This is a genomic window from Actinospica sp. (assembly GCF_035552695.1).
GTDB lineage: Bacteria > Actinomycetota > Actinomycetes > Streptomycetales > Catenulisporaceae > Actinospica.
The window spans coordinates 56,180-72,065 of the sequence record NZ_DASZKT010000023.1; the positions used below are offsets into that span (position 1 = coordinate 56,180).

At 71.0% G+C, this 15,886-nt stretch carries 13 protein-coding genes and 1 tRNA gene; 5 read left to right on the forward strand and 9 right to left on the reverse strand.

The genetic code is table 11. From position 1 onward, the window contains the following. Positions 1-118: 118 nt before the first annotated feature. The 9 genes from glmU to mtrA form a co-directional block, all read right to left on the reverse strand. On the reverse strand, positions 119-1,576 hold the full coding sequence (glmU, locus tag VG296_RS03870) for a bifunctional UDP-N-acetylglucosamine diphosphorylase/glucosamine-1-phosphate N-acetyltransferase GlmU (protein WP_325563116.1): 1,458 nt from the start codon (positions 1,574-1,576) through the stop codon (positions 119-121). 175 nt (positions 1,577-1,751) lie between these two features. After that, positions 1,752-1,822, reverse strand: a tRNA-Gln gene (locus VG296_RS03875). 68 nt (positions 1,823-1,890) lie between these two features. Continuing rightward, positions 1,891-2,964 (reverse strand): sodium:proton exchanger, encoded by a 1,074-nt coding sequence (locus VG296_RS03880; protein ID WP_325563118.1) that lies wholly within the window; start codon positions 2,962-2,964, stop codon positions 1,891-1,893. A gap of 9 nt (positions 2,965-2,973) precedes the next feature. Next, the gene (locus VG296_RS03885; RefSeq protein WP_325563120.1) at positions 2,974-3,687 is read right to left on the reverse strand and encodes a response regulator transcription factor; all 714 of its coding nucleotides are present in this window, start codon (positions 3,685-3,687) and stop codon (positions 2,974-2,976) included. A 211-nt stretch (positions 3,688-3,898) separates the two neighbouring features. Beyond that, positions 3,899-4,588 (reverse strand): ribosome hibernation-promoting factor, HPF/YfiA family, encoded by a 690-nt coding sequence (gene hpf / locus VG296_RS03890; protein ID WP_325563122.1) that lies wholly within the window; start codon positions 4,586-4,588, stop codon positions 3,899-3,901. Between the two features lie 242 nt (positions 4,589-4,830). After that, positions 4,831-5,538 carry a ComF family protein gene (locus tag VG296_RS03895; RefSeq protein WP_325563124.1) on the reverse strand — a complete coding sequence of 236 codons (708 nt, stop codon included), beginning with the start codon at positions 5,536-5,538 and terminating at the stop codon, positions 4,831-4,833. Between the two features lie 69 nt (positions 5,539-5,607). Then, positions 5,608-7,551, reverse strand: coding sequence for a hypothetical protein (locus VG296_RS03900; protein ID WP_325563126.1), 1,944 nt, complete (start codon positions 7,549-7,551; stop codon positions 5,608-5,610). A gap of 4 nt (positions 7,552-7,555) precedes the next feature. Then, complete coding sequence (gene mtrB / locus VG296_RS03905) at positions 7,556-9,373, reverse strand: MtrAB system histidine kinase MtrB (protein ID WP_325563128.1); 1,818 nt, start codon at positions 9,371-9,373, stop codon at positions 7,556-7,558. A 51-nt stretch (positions 9,374-9,424) separates the two neighbouring features. Beyond that, positions 9,425-10,102, reverse strand: coding sequence for an MtrAB system response regulator MtrA (gene mtrA, locus VG296_RS03910; protein ID WP_034267548.1), 678 nt, complete (start codon positions 10,100-10,102; stop codon positions 9,425-9,427). Positions 10,103-10,311: 209 nt separating this feature from the next. Between mtrA and VG296_RS03915 the strand changes: the two genes are divergently transcribed. The 5 genes from VG296_RS03915 to VG296_RS03935 form a co-directional block, all read left to right on the forward strand. Further along, positions 10,312-11,421 (forward strand): hypothetical protein, encoded by a 1,110-nt coding sequence (locus VG296_RS03915; RefSeq protein ID WP_325563131.1) that lies wholly within the window; start codon positions 10,312-10,314, stop codon positions 11,419-11,421. Further along, complete coding sequence (locus tag VG296_RS03920; protein ID WP_325563133.1) at positions 11,418-12,089, forward strand: DUF4129 domain-containing protein; 672 nt, start codon at positions 11,418-11,420, stop codon at positions 12,087-12,089. The genes VG296_RS03915 and VG296_RS03920 overlap by 4 nt, the downstream gene beginning before the upstream one ends. Beyond that, complete coding sequence (locus tag VG296_RS03925) at positions 12,086-13,408, forward strand: DUF4350 domain-containing protein (RefSeq protein ID WP_325563135.1); 1,323 nt, start codon at positions 12,086-12,088, stop codon at positions 13,406-13,408. The genes VG296_RS03920 and VG296_RS03925 overlap by 4 nt, the downstream gene beginning before the upstream one ends. 113 nt (positions 13,409-13,521) lie before the next feature. Continuing rightward, positions 13,522-14,562, forward strand: coding sequence for an AAA family ATPase (locus VG296_RS03930; protein ID WP_414641047.1), 1,041 nt, complete (start codon positions 13,522-13,524; stop codon positions 14,560-14,562). A gap of 59 nt (positions 14,563-14,621) precedes the next feature. Then, the coding region (locus tag VG296_RS03935) for a DUF58 domain-containing protein (protein ID WP_325563139.1) at positions 14,622-15,886 on the forward strand (1,265 nt) is incomplete at its 3' end.

Here is a 15,886-nt window from a genome sequence, read left to right on the forward strand (position 1 = left end):
GCATCGGGCGTGATCCCGTTCATCGCGAGACGGCGGGTTCTGCCCCCTCCTATTGTCGCAGAAGTCACGACGTCGCGACCCCCGTCGGACACCATACGGAGGTGTGCAGTTCATCGCATCATGACTTGTCCGTGGCGTTTTCCGCCTTCGCCCGCGCGGCCGCCCTGGCCGCCTTGCTGTCCGGGCGCTTGCGCTCGATGTAGCCCGCGATGTTGCGCTGCCGGCCGCGGGCCACGGCCAGTTCGCCGGGGCCGACCGGGCTACTGACGGCCGAGCCGGCGGCCACGAACGCGCCGTCCCCGAGCTTGGCCGGGGCGATCAGCACGGTGTCCGAGCCGACGAACACGTGGTCGCCGATCTCGGTGCGGTGCTTGGCCACGCCGTCGTAGTTGGCGGTGATGGTGCCCGCGCCGATGTTGCAGCCCTCGCCGATGGTCGCGTCGCCGACGTAGGACAGGTGCGGCACCTTCGAGCCCTCGCCGATCTCCGCGTTCTTCATCTCCACGAAGCCGCCCGCCTTGGCCCCGCGCGCCAGCTTCGTGCCGGGACGCAGGTAGGTGTACGGGCCGACGGTCGCCTCCGGGCCGATCTCGGCCCCCTCGGTGGTGGCATTGGTGACCCTGGCGCCCTCGCCCACGAACGTGTCGGTGAGGGTGCAGTTCGGGCCGACCTCGGCGCCGGGGGCGAGCACCGTGCCGCCGTAGAGCTGGGTGTTCGGGTACACGATCGCGTCCCGGCCGAGCGTGGCCTGCACGTCGATGAGCGTCGTCGCCGGGTCGATGATGGACACGCCCTCGCGCATCCAACGCTCCGTCAGCCGCCGGTTGAACAGCCGTCGCATGTCGGCGAGCTGGACCCGGTCGTTGATACCGAGGGTCTCGTGCCAGTCCTCGACCACGTGCGCGCCGACCGAGAGCCCGTCCGCCGCCGCGATGCCGAGCACGTCGGTGAGATACTCCTCGCCCTGCTTGTTGTTCCGGTTGAGCCGTCCGAGCGCGTCCCGCAGCACCTTGGCGTCGAACGCGAAGACACCGGAGTTGACCTCGGTGATCGCGACCTGCTCGGGCGTCGCGTCCTTCTGCTCCACGATGCCGACGACGGACTCGCCGTCCCGGATGACGCGGCCGTAGCCGGTGGGATCGTCCGGGATGGCCGTGAGCACGGTGACCGCGCGGTCGGCCCGCTGGTGTTCGGCGAGCACGGCGCTCATGGTCTCGGTGCTCAGCAGCGGGGTGTCGCCGAACAGGACGAGGACGGTGCCCTCGATCTCGCCGTCGGTCTCGGTCAGCGCCTCCATGGCCACGCGCGTGGCGTGCCCGGTGCCGTGCTGCTCCTCCTGGACCACGGCGCGGATCTCCGGATCCACGCTCGCCAGGTACGCGGCGACCTGCTCGCGCCCGTGCCCGACGACCACGGCCAGCCGCCGCGGTTCGAGGCCGAGCGCGTTCGCCACCACATGGCCGACGAGCGGACGGCCGCACAGGGTGTGAAGCACCTTCGGAGTGTCCGACTTCATCCGGGTGCCTTGGCCGGCGGCGAGGACGAAAACGGCAGCAGGGCGTAGCTCAGGCGACACGGTTGCCTACCTACTTCTCGGCGAGGGGGACCACCGCCGAGCCTACCTGCTGCGGGTGACCAGAAGCTGATCGTGCTGCTCCCGGGAGAGCGGAGCGGTCGAACCTCCGTACTCTCCCGACCTACGGCTCCCGGGAGAGCGGAGCGGTCGAACCTCCGTGCCTGCCCACTTGCGGCTCCCGGGGGAGGGGTCGAACCTCCGTACTCAGAACCAAAATCTGATGTCCTGCCACTAGACGACCCGGGAATGAAGTCGTGCGAGGTCAATGATGCCGTATCGGCACCCTGGGCCGCCAATACGATTGCCCGGCGCGGTCAGCCCCACCAGAAGGCGGCGGCGATGAGGATGTAGAGCCCGATCATCGTGGCGCCCTCCAGCCAGTCGGAGGCTCCGTCCGAGACCAGGAAGGCCACCGAGCCGACCGCGATGCCGACGGAGGCCATCAGCATCGGGCTGAAAACGAGCGTGAACGCGGGGCCGCCGATCAGCGGGGAGAGCAGCACGAGCGCCGGGGCGAGTACGACGGCGATCTGCAGCGGGCTGTTCAGGATGACGGCGAGCGCGTGGTCGGGGCGCTGCCGCCAGGCGAGTTTGACGCCGACCGCGTTCTCCACGGCGTTGCCCGCGATCGCGACGATGACCAGGCCGGCGAACACCTGGTTGATGTGCAACGCGGTCATCGCGGGCTGCAGCGCGTCGACGAAGAGGTCCGAGACGTACGCGGCGAGCAGCGCGCTGACGACCAGGACTCCCAGCGCGAGCCGCAGCGGCCAGTCCGGCTCCGCGACTTCCACCTCGGAGTCGGCGGGCTCCTCCTCGCGGCGCAGCGACATCGGCACCGAGAGCGCGAAGACCGCGAGCAGGACGACTGCCGCGATCCGGGAGAGCGCCACCTCGTGGCCGCTCGCCGCGGCGCCCACATAGTGCGCGAGCGAGGGCACGAACATCGCGGCCACCGACAGCAGCAACAGCGACATGATCATCCGTGCGCGCAGCTCGGAGAAACGCAGCATTCCGTGCCGCCACCCGCCGACCACGAAGGCGAGTCCGAGCACGAGCAGCAGGTTGCCGAGGATGGAGCCGATCAGCGCCGAGCTGACCACGACCGTCAACCCGTGGCGCAGCGCGAAGGTGCAGACGAACAGCTCGGGCAGGTTGCCGAGCCCGGCCTGCAGCACGCCGACCGCGCCCGGGCCGAGCCGGTCCGCGAGCTGGTCGACGCTGCGGCCGACCAGCCCGGCGAGCAGAGCGAGGGCGGCCGCGGAGATCAGGAAGGGCGCCACCGTGCCGACATTCCTGCCGAGCGCGGCGACGGCGCTGAGCAGCAGGGCTCCACCGAGAAGCAGCCGGTCCGAGCGGCGCAGCGCACCGACCTGAATCCCCGTCATGGATCGAGACTAGGGGAGGTCCAAGATCTTCTCTCGCACCGCGTACATCACGGCTTCCATCCGGGAGTGCAACTGCAGCTTCTCCAGGATGTTGCGCACGTGGTTCTTGACCGTGTTCTCGCTGATGAACAGGGTCTTTGCGATCTTGCTGTTGTTCGCGCCGGTCGCGATGAGCTTGAGCACCTCGAGCTCGCGGTCGGTCAGCCGCGGCGCGGGCGGGCCCGGGTTCTTGCGGTCCTCGCCGTGCCGCACCATGGTGGCGAACTCGGTCAGCAGCTTCGCGGCCATCGGCGGGGAGATCAGCGACTGGCCGCCGACCACGGAGCGGATCGAGTCGGCGATCTCGTGCGGCAGAACGTCCTTGAGCAGGTAGCCGCTGGCACCCGCCTTGATCGCCTCGTAGAGGTCTTCCTCGTCCTCGCTCATGGTGAGCATGACGACGCGGGCGCTCGGTGCGATGTCCTTGATCGCGGCGGCCGCCTCGATGCCGCCGCCGATCCCGCCGCGCGCGGGCATCTTCACATCGAGCAGCACCAGGTCCGGCAGCAGCTCGGCGGCCTTGGCCAGCGCCTCGTTGCCGTCCCCGGCCTCGCCGACCACCTCGATGTCCGGCTCGGTCTCCAGCACCGTGCGCAGGCTCAGCCGCATCAGGGCGTGGTCGTCGACGAGCAGGACTCTGATCGGCTCGCCGCGCTGCGCGGCCCCTGTCCGAGTATCGGCCATCGTCCTAGCCCCTTCGTCCTCTCCCGCGGAGCCCGGACGGCTCCGCCTGCCGCTGCCCGCGGTGTGCCCGGCCGAGATCGACCGGGCACCGTAGGTAGTCGGACCATCATCGTCTGGGGTCGATGACTCCTGATAATAGTCCTCCATGCGACGTGCATTTGCACAGATGCACGAAGCACCGGGCCGCGGGGGGAACGGAGGTGACGAACCCTCAGGCGGCGGCCCGTCCGTCGTAGTGCGCCGCGTCAACGTGCGCGGCCTCGTCCAGCCGGATCACCCCGTAGTCGTAGCCGCGACGGCGGTAGACGACGGACGGCAGCTTGGTCTCGGAGTCGACGAAGAGGTAGAAGTCGTGGCCGACCAGCTCCATCTCGTAGAGCGCCTGGTCCAGGGCCATCGGCTTGGCCGCGTGGGTCTTCTCGCGCACCACGAGCGGGCCGTCGCCCTCGACCTCGATGTTGCAGATCTTGTGCCGCGCGGCGTCCTGCCTGCTGCCGTTGACGGCGGTGTCCTCCGGCTCGGCCGGGTAGTCCGCGGCCTCCGGCTCGGCGAGCGCCGAGGTGGCGGCGGCCACCGACACCGGGCTGCGCCGGCCGTGGTGCACCCGGCGCCGGTCGGCCGCCCGGCGCATCCGCGCCTCGAGCTTGCCGACGGCCAGGTCGAGGGCCGAGTACGCGTCCTGCGCGCAGGCCTCGGCGCGGATCACCGGTCCGCGGGTGCGCATCGTCAGCTCGACGCGGTCCTTGCGTTCGGTCTGGCGGGGGTTGCGTTCCTTCGAGAGCTCCACGTCGAGGCTGATGATCTTGTGGTCGTACCGCTCGATCCGGCTGAGCTTGTCCACCACGTGCTTGCGGAACCTGTCGCTCACCTCAGCCTTGCGACCCTTCACGACGATCTCCACGGGTGCATCCCTCTCGCTTGTTCCGTCAGGGTTGTCCGACCATACGCCCGAACAGTGCGTATATGGAGTGAAATGTGGGGATAGATGCCTCTCGTTTAAGGCGGAAACCATTCGGGTAAGGCGGTCCGCCGCCGCCGCGCAGGCCCTCCATGCCTCGTAAGGGGAAACGTAATCCCGGAAGCGGCCATACGGTAGACCCGAGCGGCCTCCGTCCTCCAAGCGGGTGAACTCTTCGCAAACGCTCAGCTCAGGCGCCCGGCCAACCGGGTCGCGGCGAGCACGGCGGCGCCCACCGGGGCGTTGCCGGCGGCACGCAGCGCCCGGGCCGCCTCCGCGAGCGTCGCCCCGCTCGTCATCACGTCGTCCAGCAGCACCACGGGCCGTTCGCCGAGCAGCCGGGCACTCGCGGCGCGCACGGCCAGCGCGCCGTCCAGGTTCTCCGCGCGCGCGAGACGGGCGAGTCCGGCCTGGTCGGCGACCTTCCGACGGTGCGTCAGCGCGGGCAGCACGGCCACCGATCGGCCGCTCGCGCGCAGCCGGGTCGCGGCGACCCTGGCCATCCGCAGCATCGGGTCCTGGCCGCGCCGCACGGTCGCCTCGCGGGTCGAGGGGACCGGCACCAGCCACAGCGGGTCGGCGCCCGCCGCCGCTGCCTCCGCGGCCCTGGCCAGCTCCTGCCCGAGCGGCCTGGCCAGGTCCAGCCTGCCGTGCTCCTTCTGCGCGATGATGATCTCCGGCACCGGATCGAGGTACGCGGCCAGCGCATGCACCGGCGGAACCCCCGCACCGATCCTGGGCAGCCGGGCGGGCAGCGGCGGCCCGGACAGGCTGAGCGCGCACAGCGTGCACAGTCCCGGCAGCGCGGAGCGCGACCTCGACTCCCCGCAGCCGGCGCATTCGGCCGGCAGTACCAGGTCGGCGAGCAGCAATGCCCAGTTCTTGAGCCCCATCTTGCCGATATTAGGCCGCCATCGACACGACGTCAGTAGACGAACGCCGAGAAAATGCTGAGGAGATGCTCAGTAACTCGGGGATGTACCGGTCACGCCGCTGAGCTGCTGCGCGTCCTGTCCCTCGACGGAGAGCGAGTAGAGCAGGTCCTTGCCGCCGTTCACCGCCGCCGCGATCGGCAGGCCGCCGGAGCTCCACACGAAGCTCTGCGCGTTGGCCGGCGGGACCGCCTCGACCGGCTGGTCGGTCAGCGAGTCGTAGACCGAGGAGCCGTCGGCGTAGATCCGGTAGAGCCCGAGCGTCTGCGAGTTCGGCTGGATGCCGAGCACCGCCAGGGAGTCCTCGTTGTACCAGTCGAAGTCGCTGACCTGGCTCCAATCGGCCGCGACCAGCTCGGGCGTGCCCAGCTCGAGCAGCCGGCCGCCGCCCGGCTCGGAGACCGCCGCGGCCACCGAGATCCACGAGTCGCCGGTCGAGTCCTTGTAGGCCACCGCCACCCGGCTGCCGTCCGGGGCCGCCGCGACCTGGGTGACGGTGCCGACCAGCCCGCTGACGGTCACCCGGCTCAGCGTGTCCTGGCCGTAGCGGTAGACGCTGGTGACGCCGTTCTGCGTGGCGGTGAACCACAGGACGCCGTACGCGTCCCAGCTCATCGCGCCGACCGTGCCGCCGGCCTGGATCGAGGCGCTCGGGTAGATCGGGGTGAGCCCGTACGGTCCGTCCTGCTCGTGCTGCACGTACACCTTGGTGCCGTCCCGGCTGACCAGCGCGATCTGCTCGGGCCGCCCGTCCGGCAGCCGGCCCGGCCCGACCGCGACCTGCTTGAACTTCGTCTTCCCCTGCCCGTACGACAGCCCCGACGCGTGCACCGAGCTGAAGGTGCCGACCTGCTCGACCGTGCCGCCGTCCGCGATGGCGAAGAACGTCTGGCCGCCGTGGGAGCCCTCGTTCTGCCCGCCGTAGGAGGTCACACTGGCGTCGGGGGTGTCCTGCGGATAGCTCTTGCCGTTCGCCTGGTCCACCACCTTCACCGAGGTCACCTTGGTGCTCAGGCTGTTCAGGGCGGCGGCGAGCTGCTGTCCTAGCTGCTTGCACGCGTTGGCGGACGCGGCGCAGGTTCCATGGCTGTTGATGTCTACGGTCGCCGAGCCGTCACCCTGGAACTGCACGTCGCCCTTGAGCTGCGCGCCCTGCACCGGATCCTGCATGGCCGAGCCGAGATTATCCGGCACGCCCTGCACGACCCGCCGGGCCATGGCGTTCGCGATGTCCTGGTCGGTGTCTATCGCGGGCAGGTAGATCTGAGTGGGGATCAGCTTTCCGCTGTACTGCGCGTTCTGGTAGTAGACGTCGTGCCGGTCGTAGGAGGACTCGAAGTCCGAGCGCTCCATCAGCACGCCGAAGCCCGTCGAGGTCGAGGGCAGCGAGGAGATCCGGAACCCGTCCTTGGTGTCGGTGAGCCCGAACTCGTAGGTCGCCGTGCCGCTGGAGGCCGCGTAGACGCCGGAGGGGTCGACCGTGCCGAGCAGATTGCCCTGCACCTGCTCGGTGAACTCGGAACCCGCCGTGGTGCCCACGCCCTGCGCGACCCGGTTCTGCTGGTTCGCGTCCGGGAGTTGTTCGGACGACGCGCCGGTCTCGCCGTCGGTCTGCGCGGAGTCCGTGCCGGTCGGCTGCGGGTAGGTCTCCGAGTCGTCGGCGAGCACGATCACCGTGCTCTGCTCGGTCTGCCACAGCTTCTGCATGTCCGGGGTCAGATAGTCGTCGGCGATCGCCAGGTTCACCGAGCCGCTGCGCGCCGCCTGCAGGAAGCCGGTCACGATCGCGGTCTGCGACAGGCTCGAGGTCGGCGGAGAGGGCCAGATCTGCACCTGCGAGGAGCCCGCGTCGCCCTGGGCGACTGAGGTCACCGGCCCGTTCGCCTGCAGGCTGACGCAGCCGGAGGCCACCGCGGCGAGTACCGCCGCGAGCCCGGCCATCCGTATCGCCGCCCGCCCCGACCGCTCGGTCACCTGCTCACTCCTCCTCGTCCCGGGTATCCCGCGGCTCCGGCGCATTGACCGGAGCGGGGGGCAGCACGAACGTGTTCGGGTAGCGCTCGATCCGGGACGAGGAGTCGCCGGGCGACGGCGCGATCGCGGCCACCGCGGCGGAGCGGACCAGCCCGCGCGGCGCGGCGGCGGCCGGCAGCCGCCGGTGCCGCTGGTGGTGCTGCGAGTCCTCGGGCTCCAGCCGGATCGGCGAGTGCAGCAGTTCGGTGCCGACGGTACGCGGCACGGTGAGGCGGAACTGCGTGCCGCCGCCGGGCTCGCCCCAGGCCTGCAGCCAGCCGCGGTGCAGCTTCGCGTCCTCGAGGGCGATGGACAGGCCGAGGCCGGTGCCGCCGGTGGTGCGCGCCCGCGCCGGGTCGGCGCGCCAGAAGCGGTTGAAAACCAGCGAGGACTCGCCGGGCCGCAGGCCGACGCCGTAGTCGCGCACGCTCACCGCGACCGCGTCCTCGTCCGCCGCGATGGAGATGACGACGTCCTTGCCCTCGCCGTGCTCGATCGCGTTGACCACGAGGTTGCGCAGGATCCGGTCGATCCGCCGGGTGTCCACCTCGGCGAGGGCCGGCCGGTCCGGGAAGCGGGTGACCACGCGGCTGCCCTTGTTCTCGGCCAGCGGCTCGGCGCCGTCCACCACCTTCTGCGTCAGCACCCGCAGATCCACCGGCTCGGCGTCGAGCACCGCCGCGCCCGCGTCGAAGCGGCTGATCTCCAGCAGGTCGGCGAGCAGCTCCTCGAAGCGGTCCAGCTGGGTCTGCAGCAGTTCCGCGGAGCGCGCGACGGTCGGGTCGAAGTCCTCGCGGGCGTCGTGGATCAGATCGGCGGCCATCCGCACCGTGGTCAGCGGCGTGCGCAGCTCGTGCGAGACGTCGGAGACGAAGCGGCGCTGCATCCGGGAGAGCTCCTCGAGCCGCCGGATCTGGCTCTGCAGGTTCATCGCCATCTTGTTGAAGGACGTGGCCAGCGACGCCAGGTCGTCCTCGCCGCGCACCCGCATCTGCTCGTCGAGCCGCCCGGCGGCGAGCCGTTCCGCGATCGCGGCCGCCATCCGCACCGGGGTGACCACCTGCCGGGTGACGAACCACGCGATGACCGCGAGCGCGAGCACCAGCACGAGGCCGGCGAGCAGCAGCGACTCCTCGACGTTGTTGAGCGTCTGCTGGTCCTGGCGCAGCGGGAAGACGTAGTAGACGTCCGCGGTCAGCCCGCCGGTGGTGCTCACCCGCTCCGCGAACAGCACCGCGGGCACGCTGATCTGCCCGCTGCCGTCGGCCGAGGTCTCGGTGAGCGTGTAGTACTGGCTGAAGCCCTGGTTGGCGTTCTCCGGCGTCTGGATCTTCTCCTGCAGCGCGGCGGGCACCGCGGAGGGCTTGAACGCGCGCGGTGAGGAGTACGGCGCGCTGACCCCGGCCTGGTCCCCGGCGAACTCGAGCGCCACCTGGTAGAGCTGGCCGTCCGCGGAACCCGTGTTGAGCAGGTTGAACAGCTGCTCGGCCGAGGCGGTGAAGTTGGCGGAGTCGTTGACGGTGCCGTTGCTGTAGCTCCCCAGCTGGGTGCGCGCGATCCGGAAGCCGGACTCGGCGATGCCCTGGGCCACGCTGTACCGGGTGGCCTGCAGCCCCTTGGCGACGCGGTCGGCGACGAACTCACCGAGCCCGACGGCGACGATGACCGAGAGCACCATCGTCACCGCGACCACCCGGAACTGCAGCGAGCGCCGCCACCGGGAACGCACCCTGCCGGGCAGACGCAGCGCGGCCGCGCCCCACCGGCGCCACCTCCGCGCCATGATCAGTGTTCGTCCCTACTCTCGTCGCTGGTTCTCCGGCCGCCCGCGGGCTCAGGCCGGTCCGGCCTTGTAGCCCACGCCGCGCACGGTGATGACGATCTCCGGCTTCTCCGGGTCGTGCTCGATCTTCGAGCGCAGCCGCTGCACGTGCACGTTCACCAGCCGGGTGTCCGCCGCGTGCCGGTAGCCCCAGACCTGCTCGAGCAGCACCTCGCGGGTGAACACCTGCCAGGGCTTGCGGGCGAGCGCGACCAGCAGGTCGAACTCGAGCGGGGTGAGCGCGATCGGCTCGCCGCCGCGCTTGACCGAGTGCCCTGCCACGTCGATGGTCAGGTCGCCGATGGCCAGCGTCTCCGGCTTCGGCTCGTCCGCGCGGCGCAGCCGCGCGCGCACCCGGGCGACCAGTTCCTTCGGCTTGAACGGCTTGATCACATAGTCGTCGGCGCCGGACTCGAGGCCGACCACCACGTCCACCGTGTCGCTCTTCGCGGTCAGCATCACGATCGGCACGCCCGACTCGGCGCGGATCTGCCGGGCCACGTCGATCCCGTCCCGTCCGGGCAGCATCAGGTCGAGCAGCACCAGATCCGGCTTGAATTCCCGGAAAGCGCTGAACGCACGGTCGCCGTCGGCCACCGCCGCGGTCTCGAAACCCTCACCGCGCAGCACGATGCCGAGCATCTCTGCCAACGCGGTGTCGTCGTCGACGATCAACACGCGACCCTTCATCCGGGTCCGCTCCCTTCACCTGGCTCACCCGGGCCTGCGAATCCGGGGATACTCAGATATCCTCGCACGAATTCTTCATCTGGTTCTTCATCTGGTGGATTCAACTCTCCTCGGCATGACACAATCTGGCCCTGCGCGGTTGCGGGGGCCCACGCCGCGTCTCGGCGAACTCCAAGAGGGCGGGCTAGGGAATGCCGGAAGAGGCACGGATGGACACGGGTGAGCCCTGGGCGTCCCCGTCCGCGCCGAGTCCGCAGCCGATCGCACCGACATCCGTCGCCGCGCCCGCCGCGCGGCGTTCCGCTCCCCGCGACTTCCGGCAGCGCCCGATCCCGCTTCGTCCGCTCACCGTGCTCGAACTGATCGACGGCGCGGTGGGCGCGATCCCGTCGGTGCCCAAGGCGATCCTGCTGCGCGCGGCCGCCGTGGTCACCGCGAGCTCGGCCGCGGCCCTGGCGCTGACCTGGTGGTTCAACCGGATGATCGGCCAGACCGTGCAGCAGCACCCGACCTGGAGCTCGACGGACTTCTTCGGCAACCAGTACACGAACTACGCGCCGAGCGCGGGCGAGTCGGTCTCCCTGGTGACGACGGAGATCCTGATCGCAGTCGTCTGCTCCGGTTTCGCGGCGACGGTGCTGGCCGGCCTGTTCGCCCCTTCGGTGAAGGCCTACGTGGACGCCGAGCCCACCGACGCCGCCAAGGCCCGCGCGGCGCTGCGCGGCCGGACGGCGCGGCTTTACGTGCTGGCCGCGATCACCACGTTGCCGCGCGCGTTCACCGTGTTCCTTTTCGCATTGCTGACGCACTCGGCGGCGACCGATCCCGCGGGCCACGTCGCCGGCTGGTACTTCCTGATCTGCCTCGGCTGCTTCCCGCTCTGCTTCATCCTCACGTCGCTGACCGCCGTGGCGGCCCCGGCGGCGGTGCTGGAGGGCGCGAGCATCGGCAACGCGCTGCGTCGCTCGCGACGGCTGTCGGCCCGCGGCGTGTTCCGGATCGGCTGGTCCAGCCTGCTGACGCTGCTGATCGCGGCCTGTGCGACGGTCTCGCTGGACGTGTTCTGCTGGCAGTTGCGCGATCAGTTCGGCGTCGGCGCCCAGTTCGCCGGGGTTCCGGGCAACCGCGGATTCAGCTGGTGGCTCATCGCCTACGCCGTCACATACCTGCTGACGCTGCTGCTGACGACGCCTTACCGAGCGGCCACGGCCACGCTGCTCTACGTGGACCGGCGCTTCCGGCGGGAGGGCCTGGACATCCGGATCGCCTGGGCACGGCTGGCGAACCGGACCCGGCGGACCCAGGGGTCGATGCTGTGAGCGCGATATCCGACGGCGCGCCGATCACGCCCGGCCGGGAGCAGGCCTCGCAGCAGGCCGCGCGGGAACTGGCCCAGGGCAAGTACCACGTGCAGCCGACGAGCCCGAGCCCCACGCCGTCCACCTCGTCCCCCACGCCGACGGTGTCCACGCCCAGCCCGACGCCGACGTCGAACACCTCGCACCACTCCAGCGGCGGCACGATCCTGCTCGTCATCCTGCTGATCGTCATCGTCGGCATCGCGCTGCTGCTGATCCTGCGGAAGATCGGCAAGCCGCGCAAGGACGAGAAGACGAAGAAGGACAAGGACAAGGCGAAGCACCTCGCGGGCGGCGCCTCGGAGACGCCGCTGTTCGGCGCGGCACTGCACCGGCACAACGCCGCGCAGGCGGCCAAGGGCGGCGACTGGCAGCAGGCGATCCGTGAGCGATTCCGCGCGGTCATCGCGGTCCTCGACGAGCGGTCGCTGCTGCCCGAGCGCAAGGACCGCACCGCCGACGAGGCGGCGCGTGACGCCGGTGAGCTGCTGCCGGAGCACGCCGAGACTCTCCGCGACGCCGCTCGCGCCTTCGACGAGGTCGAATACGGCGACTATCTGGGCACGCCCGAGGGCTACGCCGTGATCAGCCGGGTCGACGACGCGGTCGGTTCGGCGGTGCGCACATGACTCGTCTCCGCCACGTGCTGCTCGTTGCCGCCGCCGCGCTGCTGACGACGCTGACCCCGTCCGCGTACGCCGCGTCCCCCTCCACCACCACCACCCCGCTCGTCTCCCCGGAGAACGACGACGGGATGCTGAACATGTTGATGGAGAACGGGATTCAGTACACGACCTCGACCGCGGCCGACGACGCCACGGCCTACAGCGGCAGCGACACGACGCTGGTGATCGACCAGGACGAGGCGAACATGAGCGCGTCCGACATCGCCCAGCTCGCGTCGTCGACCTGGGGCCGCGTCATCATCCTGAGTTACGACCCGAACCTGATCAGCGCGTTCGCTCCCGGCGTCGCGACCGACGTGCCCACGTCCACCAGCGCGTCCACCGTCGTCGATCCCGGGACCGGCTGCGCGCAGTCCGACTCGACCGCCGCCGGCTCCGTCGTCATGCCGGCGGGCGCCGAGACGTACGACCTGTCCGCGGCCACCGCGTCTCCCACGGCGACGCCGACGAGCACCGCCTCGCCCGCGTACACCGACCTGACCGGGTGTTACGTCGTCGGTTCGCGGAACAATCCGGCACTCGTCTCGCTGCACAACACCAAGACCGGCGGCGACGTGATCCTGCTGGGCTGGACCGACTTCACCGAGAACGAGTACCTGACCAGCCAGGGCGACGCCGCGCTCGCGCTGGGCCTGTTCGGCGGGCACGGCACGCTGGTGTGGCTGGCGACGCAGTTCACCGAGGACTACAACCTCAACGGCTGCCTCGGCCAGGCCTGCGGCTCGGGCAACCCCTCCGGCACGGCGACGGGCAATCCGTCCGGCGGCGGCGGGGGCAGTGGCGGCGGGAACGGCAATGGTGGCGGAGGCGGCGGAAGCAGCCAGGCGGTGACGCTGGCCCAGCTGATCCCGCACTGGATCTGGTGGATGCTGCTGCAGTTGCTCGTGGCGGCGGCCGCGCTGGCCTACTGGCGCTCGCGCAGGCTCGGACGCCTGGTGGGCGAGAAGCTGCCGGTGAAGGTGCGTGCGGCCGAAACCGTGGAGGGCCATGCGAATCTGTACCGCAGGGCCTCGGCGCACGGACGTGCCGCGGGCCTGCTGCGCAGCGCCGCCGCCCGCCGCATCGCCCCGCTGCTCGGACTGCCCGCCGGACCGGCGGGCCGAAATCCCGAATCGCTCGTGCAGGCGGTCGCCGAGCGCCTGCGGCAGAGTCCGGGGCAGGTGCACGCGATCCTGGCCGGCGAGGTCCCGATGACCGAAAGCGAACTGGTGCGGCTGACCGACCAGCTCGACCGATTGGAACAGGAGGTCCGCTCGTCGTGACCGAATCCGGAGTCACCCAGGGATTCCCGCAGCAGCCCGCGCCCGCGGCCGGGCCCGGCGATCAGGGCACGCAGGGTTTCGCGCCGCCGCCGGCCACGTTCGCGGACGCGCCGATCCCCGCCACCGTGCAGACGGCCGTGGCCACCGGCGGGCAGCCCCTCGCGCCCACCCGCCCCGCGGTCCCGGCCGCCTCGACCCCCGAGGCACTGGCCGCCCGCCAGGCACTCAAGGCGGTGCGCACCGAGGTCGCGAAGGCGGTCGTCGGGCAGGACGCCGCCGTCACCGGCATGGTGATCGCGCTGCTTTCGCAGGGCCACGTGCTGCTGGAAGGCGTCCCGGGCGTCGCCAAGACCCTCCTCGTGCGCGCGATGTCGGCGGCCGTTTCCCTCGACACGAAGCGCGTGCAGTTCACACCCGACCTGATGCCCGGTGACATCACCGGTTCGCTGATCTACGACGCGCGCACGGCGGAATTCTCCTTCCGCGAGGGACCCGTCTTCACGAACCTGCTGCTCGCGGACGAGATCAACCGGACGCCGCCGAAGACGCAGGCCGCGCTGCTCGAGGCGATGGAGGAGCGCCAGGTCTCGGTGGACGGCGAGCCGCGCCCCCTCCCGACGCCCTTCCTCGTCGCCGCGACCCAGAACCCGCTCGAATTCGAGGGCACCTATCCGCTGCCCGAGGCGCAGCTCGACCGCTTCCTGCTGAAGCTGGTCCTGCCGCTGCCCTCGCGGGACGAGGAGATCGCCGTGCTGCAGCGGCACGCGGCGGGCTTCGACCCGCGGGACCTGCGGGCCGCGGGCGTGAAGCCGGTCGCGGGCCCCGAGCAGCTGGCCGTCGCCCGCGACGCCGTCCGCCAGGTGACCGTCGCACCCGAAGTCCTGGCGTACATCGCGGATCTCGTCCGGGCCACGCGCGCGTCAACCGCGTTCGACGTGGGCGTCTCCCCGCGTGGCGCGACCGCGCTGCTGCAGGCCTCGCGCGCCTGGGCCTGGCTGTCCGGCCGCGACTACCTGCTGCCGGACGATGTGAAGGCTCTGTCCAAGCCGGTGCTGCGACACCGGGTGCGGCTGCGTCCGGAAATGGAGCTGGAGGGCGTCTCGGCCGACTCGGTCCTCGACTCGATCCTCGCGGCTGTGGTCGTTCCGCGGTGAGCACGGAAGCTCCTGCTCCTGGAGGTCGGCCGGGCAGCCGGGCCGCGCTGAGGAGCGTCGTGCTGACCGGCCGCGCCGGACTGGCCGCGGGTATCGGCAGTGTCGTCGTCGCGGCGACATCCGGGCTGCTGCACGTGCCCGGCCTGCTGTGCGTCGGCGCGTTCGAAGCCGTACTCGGCACGGGCATCGCACTGGACCTCGCCCAATGCGGACGGCCGCAGGACCTGGAGTTCGTACGCCAAGGCGATACAACAGCCCGCCTGGGCACCCAAGCCCACGTCAGCATGCTGATCCGCAACAACGGACGCCGCCACCTCCGCGGAGTCCTGCGCGACGCCTGGCCCCCCAGCGCCGGAAACACCAGCCCCCCCAACGGATCCGGCTCCGGCGCCACGTTCGGCACAGCCGCCGCATCCGGCACCGCCGCCAACACGACGTCCGGCACGGCTGAGAACTCCGCATCCGGCACCTCCGCCAGCACCGCGTCCGCCACGGCTGAAACCTCCGCGTCCGGCACGACGTCCGCCGGCACCACGTCCACCACGGCTGAGAACTCCGCGTCCGGCTCGGCTGCCAGCAGCGCCGCGTCCGCCACCGCCGCCAACTCCTCCTCCGGCACAGCTGCAGACTCTTCATCCGCCTCCGCATCCGGGTCCGCATCCACCTCCGGATCGGCACCGGCTCGCCCCGACCAACTCCCCCTCGAACCTCGCCACGAACTCGACCTCGCCCCCGGCGCCACGCACCGCATCGACACGACCCTCACCCCGACGCGGCGCGGCGATCGTAAGCCGGACCTCGTCACCGTCCGCTCGATCGGCCCCTTCGGATTGGCTGGACGCCAGGTCTCGCAGGAGGTCCGGTGGCGCCTCCGCGTGCTGCCACCATTCCACAGCCGCAAGCACCTTCCGTCGCGGCTGATGCAGTTGCGCGAGACCGATGGCCGCACGCCGGTTCTCGTGCGCGGCCAGGGCAGCGAATTCGACTCGCTGCGCGAATACGTGATCGGCGACGACGTGCGCTCGATCGACTGGCGTGCCACCGCCCGCCGCAACGACGTCGTCGTCCGCACGTGGCGCCCCGAGCGCGACCGTCACGTCGTCATCGTGCTGGACACGAGTCGCACTTCCGCGGGCCGAGTGGGCAATGAGCCGAAGCTCGACTCCGCCATGGACGCCGCGCTGCTGCTCACCGCCGTCGCCACCCGCGCCGGCGACCGAGTCGACCTCCTCGCCTACGCCGACGACCTGCGCTCAGCAGTCAGAGGTGCTCTGCCCGGCCGCACGCTCGCCGTCTTCAGCGATGCGATGGCCGTCCTGGAGCC

Excerpts from the sequence above, each read along its gene's own strand:
- VG296_RS03880 (WP_325563118.1), bottom strand. The coding sequence starts at position 2,964 with ATGACGGGGATTCAGGTCGGTGCGCTGCGCCGCTCGGACCGGCTGCTT.
- VG296_RS03885 (WP_325563120.1), bottom strand. The coding sequence starts at position 3,687 with ATGGCCGATACTCGGACAGGGGCCGCGCAGCGCGGCGAGCCGATCAGA.
- VG296_RS03895 (WP_325563124.1), bottom strand. The coding sequence starts at position 5,538 with ATGGGGCTCAAGAACTGGGCATTGCTGCTCGCCGACCTGGTACTGCCG.
- mtrB (WP_325563128.1), bottom strand. The coding sequence starts at position 9,373 with ATGGCGCGGAGGTGGCGCCGGTGGGGCGCGGCCGCGCTGCGTCTGCCC.
- mtrA (WP_034267548.1), bottom strand. The coding sequence starts at position 10,102 with ATGAAGGGTCGCGTGTTGATCGTCGACGACGACACCGCGTTGGCAGAG.
- VG296_RS03915 (WP_325563131.1), top strand. The coding sequence starts at position 10,312 with ATGGACACGGGTGAGCCCTGGGCGTCCCCGTCCGCGCCGAGTCCGCAG.
- VG296_RS03925 (WP_325563135.1), top strand. The coding sequence starts at position 12,086 with ATGACTCGTCTCCGCCACGTGCTGCTCGTTGCCGCCGCCGCGCTGCTG.